Source organism: Snodgrassella sp. B3088, from assembly GCF_026535815.1.
Taxonomy (GTDB): Bacteria; Pseudomonadota; Gammaproteobacteria; order Burkholderiales; family Neisseriaceae; genus Snodgrassella; species Snodgrassella alvi_E.
Genome location: NZ_JAFNPG010000004.1, coordinates 263,528 through 280,487 on the forward strand (window position 1 = coordinate 263,528; position 16,960 = coordinate 280,487).

The 16,960-nt window shown below is 40.0% G+C and carries 14 protein-coding genes and 1 pseudogene; 14 read left to right on the forward strand and 1 reads right to left on the reverse strand.

All coding sequences use genetic code 11. The annotated features are described in order from the left end of the window. The first annotated feature begins 127 nt into the window (after positions 1 to 127). The 6 genes from J3U75_RS04515 (at position 128) to J3U75_RS04540 (ending at position 6,172) form a co-directional block, all read left to right on the forward strand. Entirely contained in the window at positions 128 to 835 is a 708-nt protein-coding gene (locus tag J3U75_RS04515; RefSeq protein ID WP_267390756.1) for a virB8 family protein, read from the forward strand. A gap of 17 nt (positions 836 to 852) precedes the next feature. Beyond that, a complete protein-coding gene (gene virB9, locus J3U75_RS04520; protein ID WP_267390757.1) occupies positions 853 to 1,671 on the forward strand; it encodes a P-type conjugative transfer protein VirB9 in 819 nt (272 codons plus the stop codon). Positions 1,672 to 1,680: 9 nt separating this feature from the next. Then, entirely contained in the window at positions 1,681 to 2,982 is a 1,302-nt protein-coding gene (gene virB10 / locus J3U75_RS04525; protein ID WP_267390759.1) for a type IV secretion system protein VirB10, read from the forward strand. A 44-nt stretch (positions 2,983 to 3,026) separates the two neighbouring features. Continuing rightward, positions 3,027 to 4,121 (forward strand): ATPase, T2SS/T4P/T4SS family, encoded by a 1,095-nt coding sequence (locus tag J3U75_RS04530; protein ID WP_267390760.1) that lies wholly within the window; start codon positions 3,027 to 3,029, stop codon positions 4,119 to 4,121. A 137-nt stretch (positions 4,122 to 4,258) separates the two neighbouring features. Then, a complete protein-coding gene (locus tag J3U75_RS04535) occupies positions 4,259 to 5,638 on the forward strand; it encodes a YadA-like family protein (RefSeq protein ID WP_267390762.1) in 1,380 nt (459 codons plus the stop codon). Between the two features lie 84 nt (positions 5,639 to 5,722). Further along, complete coding sequence (locus J3U75_RS04540; RefSeq protein WP_267390763.1) at positions 5,723 to 6,172, forward strand: thermonuclease family protein; 450 nt, start codon at positions 5,723 to 5,725, stop codon at positions 6,170 to 6,172. 144 nt (positions 6,173 to 6,316) lie between these two features. Here J3U75_RS04540 and J3U75_RS04545 read toward each other — a convergent pair whose 3' ends face one another. Then, positions 6,317 to 6,463 carry a hypothetical protein gene (locus J3U75_RS04545; protein WP_267390764.1) on the reverse strand — a complete coding sequence of 49 codons (147 nt, stop codon included), beginning with the start codon at positions 6,461 to 6,463 and terminating at the stop codon, positions 6,317 to 6,319. 108 nt (positions 6,464 to 6,571) lie between these two features. Between J3U75_RS04545 and J3U75_RS04550 the strand changes: the two genes are divergently transcribed. The 8 genes and pseudogenes from J3U75_RS04550 to J3U75_RS04585 form a co-directional block, all read left to right on the forward strand. Further along, entirely contained in the window at positions 6,572 to 6,919 is a 348-nt protein-coding gene (locus J3U75_RS04550) for a single-stranded DNA-binding protein (RefSeq protein ID WP_267390765.1), read from the forward strand. After that, positions 6,916 to 8,916, forward strand: a complete 2,001-nt coding sequence (locus J3U75_RS04555; RefSeq protein ID WP_267390766.1) for a type IV secretory system conjugative DNA transfer family protein — start codon at positions 6,916 to 6,918, stop codon at positions 8,914 to 8,916. Before J3U75_RS04550 ends, J3U75_RS04555 begins: the two co-directional genes overlap by 4 nt. Positions 8,917 to 8,980: 64 nt before the next feature. Then, entirely contained in the window at positions 8,981 to 12,715 is a 3,735-nt protein-coding gene (locus J3U75_RS04560) for an LPD7 domain-containing protein (protein ID WP_267390769.1), read from the forward strand. A 3-nt stretch (positions 12,716 to 12,718) separates the two neighbouring features. Next, the gene (locus tag J3U75_RS04565) at positions 12,719 to 12,961 is read left to right on the forward strand and encodes a hypothetical protein (RefSeq protein WP_267390770.1); all 243 of its coding nucleotides are present in this window, start codon (positions 12,719 to 12,721) and stop codon (positions 12,959 to 12,961) included. Between the two features lie 153 nt (positions 12,962 to 13,114). Beyond that, positions 13,115 to 14,308, forward strand: coding sequence for an ArdC family protein (locus tag J3U75_RS04570; RefSeq protein ID WP_267390771.1), 1,194 nt, complete (start codon positions 13,115 to 13,117; stop codon positions 14,306 to 14,308). An 11-nt stretch (positions 14,309 to 14,319) separates the two neighbouring features. Beyond that, entirely contained in the window at positions 14,320 to 14,844 is a 525-nt protein-coding gene (mobC, locus tag J3U75_RS04575) for a plasmid mobilization relaxosome protein MobC (protein ID WP_267390772.1), read from the forward strand. Then, complete coding sequence (locus J3U75_RS04580) at positions 14,841 to 15,857, forward strand: relaxase/mobilization nuclease domain-containing protein (RefSeq protein WP_267390773.1); 1,017 nt, start codon at positions 14,841 to 14,843, stop codon at positions 15,855 to 15,857. The genes mobC and J3U75_RS04580 overlap by 4 nt, the downstream gene beginning before the upstream one ends. Before the next feature lie 307 nt (positions 15,858 to 16,164). Then, positions 16,165 to 16,960 (forward strand): annotated as a pseudogene (locus J3U75_RS04585) (IS4-like element ISVsa5 family transposase); the annotation flags it as partial.

Genomic DNA, 16,960 nt, shown 5'->3' on the forward strand with positions numbered 1-16,960 from the left:
GAACATTTATGAACAAAATATTATTGAGCATACTAACAGCCTTTATTATAGCCGGCTGTAGTTCATCCAACGTGCATAAACCGCATGGTGCTGAATTTCCCATCAATAGTTCATTAAAGGTAGTTAAATGAGTATATCTAAAAATACTAAAGCTCCCCTGAATAAACAGGGTAAAGAATTTATTCAGTCTGCTGCTGCTTTTAATCGGTCTGAGATTGATCAGGTTAGACGTAACAGTAAAATAGCCTGGAGAATTTCTATAGCATGTCTTGTCTTAGCCGGCATGTCCATTGGGGCTGTGGCTGCTCTGACGCCTCTTAAAACAGTACAGCCTTTTGTAATCAGAGTAGATAACAATACAGGTGCTACTGACATTGTTACTACTTTGAAACAATCTGAAAAATCCTATGGTGAAGTTATTGATAAATACTGGCTGTCACAGTACATAAAATATCGTGAAAGTTATGACTGGCAAACTATTCAAAGTACGTATGATGCAACTATGCTGCTGAGTGCTAAACCTATACAACAGGAATTTGCCAAAATATACAACGACAACAACCCCAATGCTCCACATAAAATATTAAAAGATAACTATAAGGTTGTAATAAATGTTAAAGCAATTTCTTTTGTAGGCTCAATGGCACAAATACGTTTTGATAAGCAACTTATTCCTTTATCAGGCGACTTATCTAAAACGACATCACCACAACAGTTAATTGCTACCGTGTCCTATGAATATGCAAATCAACCTATGCAAGAAAAAGATCGCCTGGTAAATCCTCTGGGTTTCCAAATTACTAGTTACCGTGTTGACCCGGAAACCACGCCATAATAGAAAGAAGTGCCAAAATGAAGATAAGATATAAATTTTGTATTGCAGCTGTCATGGCTGCTTTTATTTTGCCTGTATTTGCTGAAGCCATACCTGCCGGTTCTTCTAGAGACAGTCGCATTCAAACAGCGGTTTATCATGATAACCAGGTTTATCACATACGCGGACAGGTGGGACGAGCCGTATTGGTTCAGCTGGAAGAAGGTGAAACATTATCAGGTGAAAGTGCAGCTCTGGGTATGGGTGATTCTGATGCGTGGAAAGTTGCTGTGAAGGGTAACAACATTATTTTTAAACCTACAGTTACCAAACCGGCAACCAACATGCTGATAGTAACTAACAAACGTACTTATGCTTTTACTCTTTCCCTAATCAATGAGCAGCACAAAAAACAGGCTCCAACCTATATTTTGAGATTTAGTTATCCCGATACCATTGCAGCAAAACAAACTGAAACCTTGGCCAAAAACCGAAAAGCAGCAGAAATATTCGATAAAACATCAACTGCTATCCAGATCCATAACGACAATTACTGGGGCTATGGCAATCGGTCACTGGCTCCGACAGCTATGTGGGATAACGGCTTGTTTACCTATCTGCGTTTTAACAATAACAAAGACCTGCCAACTGTCTACAAAGTAGCTGAAGACGGAACAGAGGCTTTGGTTAATTCACATATTGAGAATGACACGATTGTTATTCATGAAACAGCACCGCGCTTTGTACTGCGTCTGGGTAAAACGGTACTAGGTATCAATAATCGTGGCTATGACACCGTAGGCCACTTTAACCGAACAGGAACATCAAATATTGATACTGTCCGTATTGTGAAATAAGGAGATGAAATGTTTATCAAAAATTTATTAAATAAACTCAAGAAAAATAATCCTGATGAAATTAATAAAATTGAGCCAACAGAACAGGCAAACGAGGAAAGTCTGGCAGAAATTATTAATGATGATGAGATTGAAAGAGGACTACCATTAAACGAAAAAACCAGTAATAAAAGCAACGTTACTAAAGTTGCTATAGCCGGTATGGGTCTTCTTGCGGTTGGAGCCATTGTAACTGGATTAATTTCATTCTCATCATCAAATAGTAATGAAGATATAGCCGACACCGCCAGTGCAGCCAGTGATACAGTAACTAATGTTAATCCAAAGGATTTTGACAAAGACAAAAAAGATATTGTTTTATCACAGGCAACGGCTCAATCTGATACATCCGCTGCATCGGCAGAACTAAACTCAGAATCTGCATCTGCCCCAGTTGTGGGAGCTGTTGACAGTAGTGCTAATGTAGATTCGACAAATTCTATAACTGCTAATTCAGACATGCAGCAGCAAAGCACTAATCCAGCTATGACTAACCGAATTCGCAGATTAGGTGGTGAAGTGGTACTGGCACTGGATAATAAAGGCAGCAGTGGTTTAGTACAGGCTGTTTCTGGTGACAATAATAGTGATTCTGGCTCTTTTAATACAGATAGTAATGGTAGTGTACTTAACAACAAGCTTAACCCTACAGTAACCACCAGAACACATGCTATTCAACGTGGTAATCAGTCCATGATGCTAACTAAGGGAACAGGTATTCGCTGTACTCTTGAAACTCGAATTGTTACTACACAACCTGGCTTTACCCGTTGCCAGATCACTAGTGATGTTTACTCTGCTGATGGCAAAGTTTTGTTATTAGAACGTGGTAGCAAGATTATAGGTGAACAGACAGCTGCGCTTTTACAGGGTCAGGCTAGAGTATTCGTACTTTGGAATGAAGTAGAAACACCTAACGGTGTAAAAGTATCTCTGGCCAGTCCCGGTGCCGGGGCACTTGGTGAAAGCGGTCATGGAGCCAAGGTGAATTATCACTTTTGGCAACGTTTTGGAGGTGCAATCATGATTAGCATGATAAGTGACTTAGGTGACAGCCTGAGCAATAAATCTTCAAAGGGCGATAATAATAATATTACCTATGAAAATACTAATGAGGCAGCCCAGCAAATGGCTACAGAAGCCCTGAAGAACAGTATTAACATTCCGCCGACCGGAATTGTTAATCAGGGTAGCATTATTAATGTATTTGTGGCTCGTGATGTTGATTTTAGCAATGTATATGACATTGTTAAACGTCCATTCATTTTTTAAAACGTGTCTGAATTCTCAGACATATAATTTCTGGAATATTATTCATGAATGCAATTCAATCAGACACATCAGCCCGTAATATGCTGGATAAACTTGGCATTAGTGAATATTTGAATCGACCTGGCATTACTGAAGTAATGATTAATCGACCTTATGAAGTATTTACAGATGGAACCAATGGTATTACCCGTTATGAAAATGACCGTCTGAATCTATCTTCACTACATCAACTTGCCAATATTCTTGCGATTCTGAATAAAAAGCACATTTCTTTTGAAGAGCCTATTCACTCAGTAACGCTACCAGATGGTGAACGCGGCCATATTATGATACCGCCCTCCTGTGAGGATGAGACCATAGTAATGTGCTTGCGTAAACCATCATCTGTCCGCTTTTCGCTTGATGATTATCTAAGTACAAATCGTATTAGTAATTTCAATGATGTCAGTAAATACGGATCCGCTAGCACCAATGAAACAGAATATGAAATTGATGGCCGGAAATTCAGAGATGTATGCGACAAAATGAAATTACCAGCTGATGTTCATCTTGCAGACTGGCAATATGAAATGCTAGATGCAAAAGCTAATCGTGATATGAACAGGTTTTTCCAACTGGCGGTTGAACATAAACTAAACATCTGTATGGTTGGCGGCACAGGCTCAGGTAAAACTACCTTTACTAAAGCCATAGCCGACCTTGTACCTGAAGACACTCGTTTAATCACATTAGAAGATACTCACGAATTGGACTTACCTAATCATCCCAATCATATCCATCTATTTTACAAAGCACATATTACAGCCAAAATGCTTATTGCTGCCTGTATGCGCTTGAAACCTGATAGAGTTTTTCTGACAGAATTACGTAGTGATGAAGCATGGGATTACCTCTCTTTACTCAACACCGGGCATCCTGGTGGCCTTACATCAGTACATGCCAATGATGCCCGCTCTGTCCATTACCGTATTGCACAACTGGCCAAGGAATCAGCTACCGGCCAGACAATGGAATACGATTACATTCTTGGAACAGTAAAATCGACAATTGATGTAATTGCGTTTTTTTCACATACACACATGACAGAACTGTATTTTGACCCTGTAGAGAAATTCTTATCATTACAGAATAAACACTAAACTCTACAGATCCATATATTCATTTATTAGGAGATTTATCATGAAAATAATTTAGTAGTTTTTACCTTAATTGTATCTTTGCCGGTTACTTCTTCAGTAACCGGCTTTTTTTATACCAAAAAAAACATAGGTTATACATGCACAAAGTTAATAAAGTTCTGATATGTTCTGCCGTATCCATCTTGTTTGCAAATACTGCTTACGCAGCTGATAAAGAAAGCGTATGTAATGCTACAGGAGTGAATGGTATTAAAACTGAATCTATTTTTCCGACCATTGGTAATCCACACTGTGAAGTCTCGCTGACAGAAGATGTTCTGGATAAAATTAATAATTCGGCAAATAATGCCAATAATGCAATTTCCGCAGCTGGCAATGCTCAAACTGTTGCGAATAATGCAAACACAACTGCTAATAACGCACTAAACACAGCCAACGAAGCCAAAGATTTAGCGAATAAATCAAAAAATACTAACAGCGCAGGAAATAACATCAAGGTTAACAGTAGTAATAATTCTGATGGCAGTACCAATTATGAGATTACGACAGCTGACGATGTGAACTTCAACAGTGTTGGCAGTAACAGTATTCAGACTGGCTCTGTCATCATTGACCGGGAAAAGACTGATGCTGATGGCCATACTATCATTCAGGGTGTAGGCCAAGGTTCTGTTAATGCCGGTTCAAACGAAGTCGTTAACGGTGGCCAGCTGTGGCAGGTTCAGCAGGAAGCCAAGAATGATGCCGAAAAAGCCAAAACAACTGTGAGTGCTGGAAACAATATCAAGGTTAACAGCAGTAAAAATGCCAATGGCAGTACCAATTATGAGATTACGACAGCTGACGATGTGAACTTCAACAGTGTTGGCAGTAATAGTATTCAGACTGGCTCTGTCATCATTGACCGGGAAAAGACTGACGCTGATGGCCATACTATCATTCAAGGTGTCGGCCAAGGTTCTGTTAATGCCGGCTCAAACGAAGTCGTTAACGGTGGCCAGCTGTGGCAGGTTCAGCAGGAAGCCAAGAATGAAATCAATAAAATTAAATCTGGGCAATCTGGATTGATTCTCACTGATGGAAAAACCACTACAATTGATAAAGCTGGTACTTCATCTGTAATTGATATAACTGGTGCAAATGGTGACCGAATACTCACAGGTGTAGCTAATGGAGTTAATCCCAATGATGCTGTTAATGTTTCTCAATTGCAAGATTATCAACAACAGAATAGCAATCGTTTAAATACTCTGAACAATAAAATTGACCATAACCGCAAGGTATCTTCGCAAGGGATTGCAAGCGTCGCTGCAATGAGCATTGAGTATCCTCAACAGGAACCAGGCCACGTGGCCACTGGTATCGGTTTTGGTACTTATGATGGTGAAAACGCTATCGGCTGGGGCATTAATTATCTGGCTCCAACCGGAAAAACAAAAATTTATGGCGGTGTTGCCCAAGCATTTGGTTCTGGTACTCATGCTGTGGGTAAGGTCGGAATCAGCTTTGTATTTTAACTATTAATCAAACAAGCCCTTTAGAGATAAAGGGCTTTTTATTATCAAGGGATAATGATGTTTTATAAATCGGGAATGTTATTAATGCTAATGGCCTGTTTTACACCTGCCATTGCAAATACACTTAATTGTAAGGTTATTAAAATCAGCGATGGCGATACTATTCGCTGTCTGGATAAAACTAATACACAGCACCGCATAAGATTTGCAGGTATTGATGCACCAGAAAGCAAGCAGGCGTTTGGCCAAAAATCAAAACAGACGCTGGCCAATCTGATTTTTCAAAAACCGGTTCAGATTGATATTGTGGGCAATGACCGTTATGGTCGTGAATTGGGTATTGTTTACCTCAATGGCACAGACATAAACAGAAGAATGGTAGAAACTGGTTATGCATGGTCGTACAAGCGTTATCCGCAAAAAGATTATTCACAGGTTGAAATGAATGCCCGTAAACAAAAACTGGGGCTGTGGCAAGATCCTCACCCAATTTACCCAGAAGAATACCGGCATCTGTTCAAAGGAAAACATTAATCATGACTAATCCTGACAGCAGTGATCTGGCGACTATCAAGCAGAATATCAGAGAAAAGCTTATACATCAGCCACAAACATGTACTCATCAAGGTAAAACTGAAATAGACACGATTAAACACAATTTACGTTCAAAATTCACTATTACAGACGGTCACGACACAACTCATCCAGTCTGAGCCAGAAAGAATCATCATCAAACAATGTGGCCAGTTCACTTTTTTCAGCCAATAGTATATCCAGAGAATATTTCATTTTTTCCGGAATAGGCTGATCCGAGGAGCTGGCCATAATTGCCAGCAACAATTCTCTACATACACAAATTAACAACTTTTGCTGTTGATTTAGCTTTGTAATCTCCGTTTCTAACTCTTCTAATTTTTTATCAGGCATAAGTATATGAATCCATCTTTTAATAGCATAGAAATAATGGGTAATGTCGGAAAGAAACCCATCATATCTTACCTTAATAATTCAACTCCTGTTGTTCGATTACGTGTCTGTGTCAATGACCGGTACACTGATAAAACGACTGGCCAGATAAAGGAAAACACACAATGGTTCTCTGTATTGCTTTATAACAAATTAGCTGAACTGGCAGGTGAATATCTTCTTCAGGGAGATTCAGTATTTATACGAGGCTCTATGCGCTCACGCAGATATTCATACAATGATGAAGAAAGAGAAGTATGGGAAATTTATGCAGATACGATGAGAATTCTATCAGTTAAAAAGGATAGACCATGAAAAGATTTTTTATATTACTGGTTTTTTGTCTGGTCTTTAGCGTGATATTTGCTATAGGAGGACAATTCCTAGGCAGTCAGATATTTTTAAGCTGGACACATATTAAAGCTACTCCTTCATTAAAAATTTTATTTACCCTATATCAACATAGAACAGAATTGAATCCACATTTTGTCAAGCCATTCTGGATTTGCAGTGTTATCTCTATTATTCCGCCAGTTATACCTTTCATCATGGCAATAGCAGTAGCATTGAGCAAACCTAAACGCGAATTACATGGTTCTGCCCGCTTTGCAAATCTTGTAGAAATCAGAAAAGCTGGATTGTTAAAAGATAAATTTAACAAGAAAGATCCACCAGACATACTTCTGGCCAAAATTGGAAAAAATTTTTTGCGTTGGTCAAACACTGCCTTTGCATATGTAACTTCTGAAACACGAGGTGGTAAAGGTATCGGGATAGTTATTCCAAACTTATTACATTACTCCCATAGTTTGGTAAACACAGATCCCAAGATGGAGAATTATCTAAAAACCGCAGGTTTTCGTGAAAAGGTATTAAAACAGAAAGTTTATCTTTTTAATCCTGGTGGTACTATGCCCGAACATAGCACAGACCAGAGTGCGCCTCTGCAATCTCACCGTTACAACCCTTGTACTTACATTCGCCGAGACCCGCGTTTTATGTACAAAGACATTCTTATCATTGCAGAAGTGCTGATACCAAAACCAGTAAAAGATATCAGCGGGACTTCCGGCTTCTTTGCTGATTCAGCTCAAAAGCTATTTACCGGTTTAATGTTATACATGGTAGAAACTGAACATGAACGTGATTTAACAGATACGAGCCAGAAAACCACAATATCTAACTTATTTCGTCTTACCACTCCTAAAAACGGTAAAACTCTGGCTGAGTGGATAAAAGAAGAAATTGAATTGCGGGAACAACAGAATGAAACCAGATTAAGTGAGAATTGCAAAACACTATTACTAGGCTTTGCCTCTGGTAATGCTAAAACAGGAGCTGATATTGTTGCCACTCTGACTGCACCACTAGGTGTTTTTCTGGATCCAGTCGTTGAAGCAGCAACAAGTAATGATGACTTTTATTTAACTGATCTACGTAAACTACGTATGACAGTTTATGTGGGCATTGCGCCTCAAGATGTAAATCCTCTTTCAAGATTACTTAATCTTTTCTACAGTCAATTAGTAGCCGTCAACCTGCAACAAGGATTACCGGAAAACAACCCATTTCTTAAATACCAGTGCCTAATGCTACTTGATGAGTTTCCAGCCTTGGGATACGTCAAAGCCATTATTGATGGCGTACCCTACATGGCTGGATACAATCTGCGCTTACTTATCATCATGCAGTCTCCGGCACAAATTGCACAAATTTACGGTGCAGAAGCAGCCCGAACATTTTTTACCAACTTTAATACTCAGATATCTTTTACCTGTAGCGATGATAAAGATGCTGAAGAGATAAGTAAAAGGATTGGGTATGAAACTTTCAAAGCTAAATCTAAGTCTCATTCTTCAGGGCGAGGCAGAGGAACTAGTCAAAGTATATCTGATCAGCGTCGTGCTGTTTTACTGCCGCAAGAGCTTACTATTTTGCCATATGAAAAATGTATTATTAAGCAATCTGGTAAGTTACCAATAATGGCAGATAAAATCATGTATTTTCAGGATGAAGTGTTGAAGCCACGTGCTCATTTACCTTTATCACCCATACCGTTATTAAATATACCAGGTAGAAAATCAGTCCGTACTTCCAGCCCACCAGTAGCACGATATATACCATCTGAAGAATTACCAAACACAGACTGGCGCGATACAACCAATGCCGGTGATATTGCTAAAACAATACTAGGCAACCTGGTAACTCCTGACAGTAAACCTGAATTTATCGAAGAGTTGAGTAAATACATTGATGCTAATCTTGGAATTGATTCAATGCCGATTTTTAAGGCTGTACTAAACAATTCATAGCAATACCCATCTCCATAAACCAACCCGCCGAAAGGCGGTTTTTTTATGCTATTAAGGAGGCAGAATGAGTGATATTGACGAAATAAGGCTTGCTTTAAATCATCTGAACTCCCATGACCGCGACTTGTGGGTCAGAATGGGAGCAGCAATTAAAGATGAGCTGGGCGAACAAGGCTTTGAAATTTGGGATACATGGTCACAACAAAGTGACAAATATAATCCGCGTGATGCCCGTGCTACTTGGAAAAGTATTAGAAAAGGCCACGTTCATATTGGTTCTCTATACTATGAAGCTCGCCAAGCCGGTTATGTCCGTTCTGGTTCATATACTCCACCGTCAGCTGAAGAAGTAGCCAGACGCAAGGCTGAAGCTGAAAAGAATCGACAAGCTGAAGAAAAATTGTTCCGGGAAAAACAACAGAACGCTGAACGATCTGCGCAGCAGATATGGCAAAGAAATCTTCCTGCTTCTGCCAATCACCCTTATCTGGTTAAAAAAGGGATTACTGAATCATCAATTATCAGCCAGTTGCGCCAAGGAATGTATAAAGGCAATGATAATCTGATAATACCTGTATTAAATAATCAAAAAATCGTTTCTCTTCAGTTTATTAATCAGAGTGGAGAAAAACGTTTTCTATCAGGTGGCAGAATGCAGGGCAGCTATACAATTATCGGAGATAGCAAACGCATTAATCAGGGGGTTGTATTGGCTGAAGGCGTGGCCACAGCTGCCAGTATTAATCAGGCTACTGGTTATCCTGTGATAGTCGCATTTAACGCCGGTAATCTGCGTCCGGTTGCCGAGCAAATGAAGCAAGTATTAAATGCTGAGACCTCAGTAATCATTGCAGCTGATAATGATGTGAGCAGAACTGGTATTAATCATGCGAAAGAGGCTGCGAGTTTATTCGGTAATCAGGCTAGAGTTATCATGCCAGAATTTACTGAAGAACAGATTGCTATATACCAAGAACAGCACGGCCAAAATAACTACCCGTCAGATTTTAATGATTTACATGCGCTTGCCGGGCTGGACAGAGTAAAGCAGGTACTTTTATCTGAAACTGTAATACAGTCTCAGGTACAAACAGATTGGCCAAAACCTAACCGGACACCGTGGGACGATTTTCCTCCAGTTATCAGAAATGGTTCTCTAGGCGACTTAAAAAAAGAGGCTCAATATAAGTCTGCCAAAAGTGGCGATAAACAGGCAGCTCTTGAGCTTGTAACCAAGTTAATAACTTCTGAAACCATTGCCCAGATTAATGAAATGATTAATGGACATCCGGTTTTAATCGTTCCAGTAAGTGCTATAGAGGCATCAGGTAACAATCAAATTCCACTTGCTATGGCCGCAGTATTGAGTAAAGAATTAGATTCACCTGTTGACCATAATATTTTACAAGCCAATAAGGTAAATCGTACCGACGCAGGTATTGACCACCGTCTGGCATATCAACCTTTATTTACGGGTGAAGTAAAGGCTGGACAGGAGTATTTACTTGTAGATGATACGCTTTCAGTTGGTAGCACAATTGCTAACCTCAGAGGTTATATAGAAACCAATGGTGGTAAGGTAATAGGTGCTGCGGTTATGACTGCACATGAAGGTGCATTGAATATTGCAATTAAACCAGAAATGATTCATGCTATTATCAATAAGCACGGTAATGATATGGATATCTATTTAAATAAGGAGCTTGGTTATGGCGTTGACAAACTTACCCAAGGCGAAGCTGGACACATCAGAAAAGCCCAAGATGTTGAACAAATCAGAAATAGAATCTTTGCAGCAAAGCACAAAAACGAGCTTGGATTGGATGGCGAACAATTACACAAAGCAGCACAGGATCAAGAAGAACAACAAATAATATCAGAAGCCGGCACCCAGCAATCAGTGTCTATTCTTCCTGATCCGCCCTCTCCGTCCGAAACTACATTTAATAATACCGCCTCTGAACAGGCGGTTTTTTTTCGTCATGAGGATACAGAAACCGTGATTACAACTATCAACAGCATTGAGCTGGATTCCAGACAAAAACCAGAAATTACTGTAACTGACCGTCAACCGAAACAGCAAATTAAAAATATAGATGAAGAGAAACAGATTGGAACTTCAACTAAGTATAAACAGACTGAAGCATCAGCTGAGCAGAAACAGGCCGAAGCATCAGCTGAGCAGAAACAGACCGAAGCATCAGCTGAGCAGAAACAGGCCGAAGCATCAGCTGAGCAGAAACAGGCCGAAGCATCAGCTGAGCAGAAACAGTCTGAAGCATCAGCTGTACCTAAAACGAAACAGCCTATAACAGATTTAAAATATAAAGCCCCGCCTGATCATCTAGCTAGTCGCTATATAGTGGCAAATGGACAATATCTGTCTTCAAAAAACGGTACAACTGTTTTATTTGAAGACAAAGGTAAAAAAATCAGTACAGCAAGAACCGATGCACAAACAGTGCGTGATATGCTAGAAGTTGCCAAAGCTAAAAGCTGGGACAGTATCAAGCTTTCTGGCTCACAAGAATTTAAATCAATGATGTATGTTGCAGCAGAAAGCCAAGGCATTCGCACACGAGGTTATAAACCTACAGCAGCAGACTTGGCACTAGTGGAAAAATTGCGTACAGAACAATCTTTGAATAGCATTGAACCTGATTTACTCAATCAGGAGCAAACCAAAAAAACAAGCCTAAATGATGCGCCCAAAAAAGAATTTTTATCTGGTGAGCGTCTAATAGCACACGGTGAAGCACCATATTTGCATGTCAGTAAAAATCAGAACAGTTACTACGTCACACTAGAAAAAGATGGTAAAGAACGTACGATATGGGGCGTTGGATTAGCTGATGCAATTAAACAGGCAAAAGCAAAGATTGGTGACACAATCAAACTGGAAAAGCAAGACAAACAGCCAGTTACTATCCAAATTCCAGAAAAAAACCAAGATGGGCAGATAATTGGCCAAACTGAAAAGCAAGTTGTGAGAAATCTGTTTTTAGTAGAAGTATTACAGCACAATAATCCACAACCTGAACCAGTTCCAACTTCTGAGCCTGGTAAATCTCCTGGTTATTTGCCTGAACAGTCTTCAGATACCGGACCAGGTCAACCTCTTACTAATGAGCCTGGGCAATCTCCTGGTTATGTGCCTGAGCAGTCTCCAGATACCGGACTAGGTCAACCTCTTACTAATGAGCCTGGGCAATCTCCTGGTTATGTGCCTGAGCAGTCTCCAGATACCGGACCAGGTCAACCTCTTACTAATGAGCCTGGGCAATCTCCTGGTTATGTGCCTGAGCAGTCTTCAGATACCGGACCAGGTCAACCTCTTACTAATGAGCACGAGCAATCTCCTGGTTATGTACCTGATTATCCAGACCAGTTATCAAACGGTGAATTAATGAATGCATACGCCGAATGGGAGAACCTCCAAGCCAATGCTGAAACAGATGAGCTAAATTCACCTGATAATAATTCAGATAATAATGTTTCCCTTCAGACAGATAAACAAATTTACATGGATAAAGCCAGTAAATTAAATTCTGAAGCAAAAGCCCAACTGACCTTTTATGAAAAGGCAACAATTGATGCAATACGCGGTCTCGACCCTGAATCTTATGAAAAAGCTTTACAGAATTATTATCAAAATACAGTTAAATATATGGCTGGCTCTCATTTGAATATGCCTAGACCTATGCAAATCCCGTCTCAAGACATAGTGCAACAGCAACAGCAACAGCAACATATTCAGCCTACAAGCTCAGCATCTATGGATCCAGAAATTGAAAGATAAAATATGAATACCTTATTATCTAATACTGAAGAACTGATTGATGATGGAAGTGGTCAAAATACACTTGATCAATATCTCTTACCTGAAGAATTGCAACTTATGGCCATTTTAAATAAAGATGAATTTGATATATATCTTGAGGCATCCTCTTCTTCTGAAAAATTAGAAGCCTATCTGAATAGTCCTGCACTGCCACAACATGTTAAATCACTTGTGAAATCAGTGCACTCTACGATGAATCATTAATACAACCCCCGCCAGATATTCTGTGCGGGGATTTTTATTATATCTGCACTAAATAAAGACTGAGAGTATCCAGTCTATTCAAATTTGTAATTGAAACACCGCCCGCCAGATTGAAGCTGTGCGGGCATTTTATTTTTTTGGAACACATTCTTCATGAGCGAAAAACCAACTCAACAACAAAAGCAGAAAGACTATGCTAAGGAAATGGCTGATGAGCTGATAAATATGATTAAAGCAGGTACCGCGCCTTTTCAAATGCCGTGGAATCCGAGCAAAGGAACAGCTTTACCCTATAACTATATTACTGGTAACCCATACAGCGGGAGTAATAATTTTCGCCTTATTATGGCAGGACGTGATGATCCGCGCTGGCTAACCTATCGGCAAGCTCAATCAGTCAATGCACAAGTCAAAAAAGGGGAACATGGCATAAAACTGCTCAAACTGATTACACACGCAGAACACACAGAACGGGATAAAAACGGAAAACCTATAACTGATGAAAATGGAAAACCTAAAACTATCTTAATACCATTAGAGAAACCATTTGTTAAAAATTTCACTGTTTTCAATGCTGAACAAATTAATGGCTTACCTAAATTAGAGCTAGAGCCATTACCTGAACTCACCTGGTCAAGTGACAATCCGGCTGAACGCATTCTAATTGCTTCTAAGGCAAATATTGAACACAAATTCGGTAACGATGCCTATTACAGCTTGCGCAAGGATAAGATTGTATTACCAGAAAAGGCACAATTTAATAATGCTGGTTCTTATTACGCAGTAGCCTTGCATGAGCTTGGCCACTGGACAGGCCATGAATCAAGATTAAACCGAAAAATGATAAATCAATTCGGTTCTCCGGAATACGCTCGCGAAGAATTGCGCGCTGAAATTGCCTCAATGATGATTAACCGGCAGCTAGGAATGCCCCATAATCCTAAACGTCATGCGAGTTACGTTGAAGGCTGGGTATCCGTTCTAGAGAAAGATCCAAATGAAATTTTACACGCCTGTCGTGATGCACAGAAAATACAAAATTACGTTCTTAGCTTTCAGCAAGAACAAAAAATTTCTAATGAGCCTGTCAAAGAAAAACTGGCACCGGATGAAGAAATACTTCTTCGAGCGAAAGAAGCTTATTTGAGCCAGAATCCTTTACTGTCCAAAAAAGATCAACAACTCAGACAAGTACGGCTATTTGCTGTTGAAAAGGTCATAGAGAATATGCCAGCTCATCTAAAAAATGAAGCTTTGGCCAACTTCTATAAACAGGAAATAAAAGCAGCAGGTATCAATGTTGAACAGTCTCAATCACAGGATATTTTCGAAGAATATAATCGCTAAGGAGTGCATTAATGAGCCAGCCTAAAATATATGGCCTTACTCCAGAAGTAGTGGAAAAGTTGAAACAAATAGCATTGAGTAAAACCGGTAAGCCTAGTATTTCAAAACTGGCAAAAACATTATTATTGGAACAGCTGAATCTTGAGCCAAAGGATAATGTAAATAACTACAGCAATACAGACAGCCAACGAAATAAAAAAAGACTGGAAATACAGATAAACAATGATCAGCTTGAATATTTAAAAGCTGTAGCTGAACTACATTTAATGACATCTAATGCCTTTGTTGTGGATATTATCGAACACTACATTACCGGACACCCTACTCTGTCAAATAATGAAACACAGGCACTGTATCAGTCCAATTATCAGCTGTTACGCATTGGACGCAATCTTAATCAGATAGCTCGTCAGCTGAACATTGGTGAATCAGGCGGAATCACCACAGATGAAATTCAGAAACTTCGTACAATCATTGAGAAACACACAGAAAGTGTAAATGAAGTAATCCAGGCAAGTAGGAAAAAATTTAAATGAACAGATCCATAGACGATTGGTTATACAAAACCCGCGCCGTCAGAACAAAAGATTCTGGCGGTTTTTCTTTATTCAAAAAGAAACCTAAGCCACCGCTTAAAGCTGGCTATGGTCTGGCCAATTTGCGCGCTGCGGCTCTTAAACAACCTGAAGTAATGGTTAAAATTTCCAAGCGCAAAAGTAATACAAGTACCGGATTGAAAGGTATTCGCGGCCATCTCAATTACATAAGCCGGAATGGTGAAATAGATATAGAAAATCAGGATGGTGAGAAACTCAAAGGCAAAAAAGAAGTATATGGCCAGATCAATGACTGGAAGAAACTAGGAATACCGGAGCAGAGTAAAAAGCGGGAAGCAATTAATATTGTGCTTTCTATGCCCGCAGGAACGCCACCAGAGGCCGTAAAGAATGCAGCAAGGGAATTTGCCGCTGAACAGTTTATAGGCCACCAGTACGCATTTGCGTTGCATACAGACGCAGAACGAGCAGGTGAGCCGCCACATCCACATGTACACCTCTGTGTTCTAATGAAAGATGAATTTGGCCAAAGACTTAATCCGCGTAAGAATGATTTATACGAATGGCGTTTACGCTTTGCAGAAAAAATGCGAGAACAAGGTGTTCCTTGTGCTGCTACTCGTCGCCAGCATAGAGGAGTAACCGTTAAAGGAGAAAATTTAATACTGTCTTCCATGCGTAAGCGCGGCTTTGTGGGCAGTGTTCAAAAGCAGCTTGCGAAAGATCTTATTGAGGCGATACAGACCAATAAAAGACCATCTCATGCCTTTATAAAGGAAGCTGTCACAACTCGGACTGAAATTGTCAGTAACTATGCCCAAATATCAAAAGAATTGTATAACAGCGGGTATAAAACTGAAGCCAGACTATTGAGTAAGTTTGCTCAAGAAGTCTCTAACGCAGATTTTTCTACTAGAGCACAGAAAACATACGATAAAACCGTTCAGGACATACAGAAAAACATCAATCCTGATATTCTGCCTGAACGATAATAATAACAATCTAGCAGTAGGGGGCAAAGCCATCAGACAGTCCGTTTAAGCAGCGAGAGTAGCAAACGGGCTGTTTGATGGCTTTGGGGGCGTGGGGACGTTGTAACGTATGTGCAACGGGGCTACTGCGAAAAACATGTGTAAAGCGTTGTTACTCCAGATTTCATAGGAGAGGGTCTCCACCCTCTCCTGCTTTGTACTGATGAATCCCCTAATGATTTTGGTAAAAATCATTAAGTTAAGGTGGATACACATCTTGTCATATGATCAAATGGTTTCGNCGAAAAATCAATAATCAGACAACAAGATGTGCGAACTCGATATTTTACACGACTCTCTTTACCAATTCTGCCCCGAATTACACTTAAAACGACTCAACAGCTTAACGNTTGGCTTGCCACGCATTACTTGACTGTAAAACTCTCACTCTTACCGAACTTGGCCGTAACCTGCCAACCAAAGCGAGAACAAAACATAACATCAAACGAATCGACCGATTGTTAGGTAATCGTCACCTCCACAAAGAGCGACTCGCTGTATACCGTTGGCATGCTAGCTTTATCTGTTCGGGCAATACGATGCCCATTGTACTTGTTGACTGGTCTGATATTCGTGAGCAAAAACGACTTATGGTATTGCGAGCTTCAGTCGCACTACACGGTCGTTCTGTTACTCTTTATGAGAAAGCGTTCCCGCTTTCAGAGCAATGTTCAAAGAAAGCTCATGACCAATTTCTAGCCGACCTTGCGAGCATTCTACCGAGTAACACCACACCGCTCATTGTCAGTGATGCTGGCTTTAAAGTGCCATGGTATAAATCCGTTGAGAAGCTGGGTTGGTACTGGTTAAGTCGAGTAAGAGGAAAAGTACAATATGCAGACCTAGGAGCGGAAAACTGGAAACCTATCAGCAACTTACATGATATGTCATCTAGTCACTCAAAGACTTTAGGCTATAAGAGGCTGACTAAAAGCAATCCAATCTCATGCCAAATTCTATTGTATAAATCTCGCTCTAAAGGCCGAAAAAATCAGCGCTCGACACGGACTCATTGTCACCACCCGTCACCTAAAATCTACTCAGCGTCGGCAAAGGAGCCATGG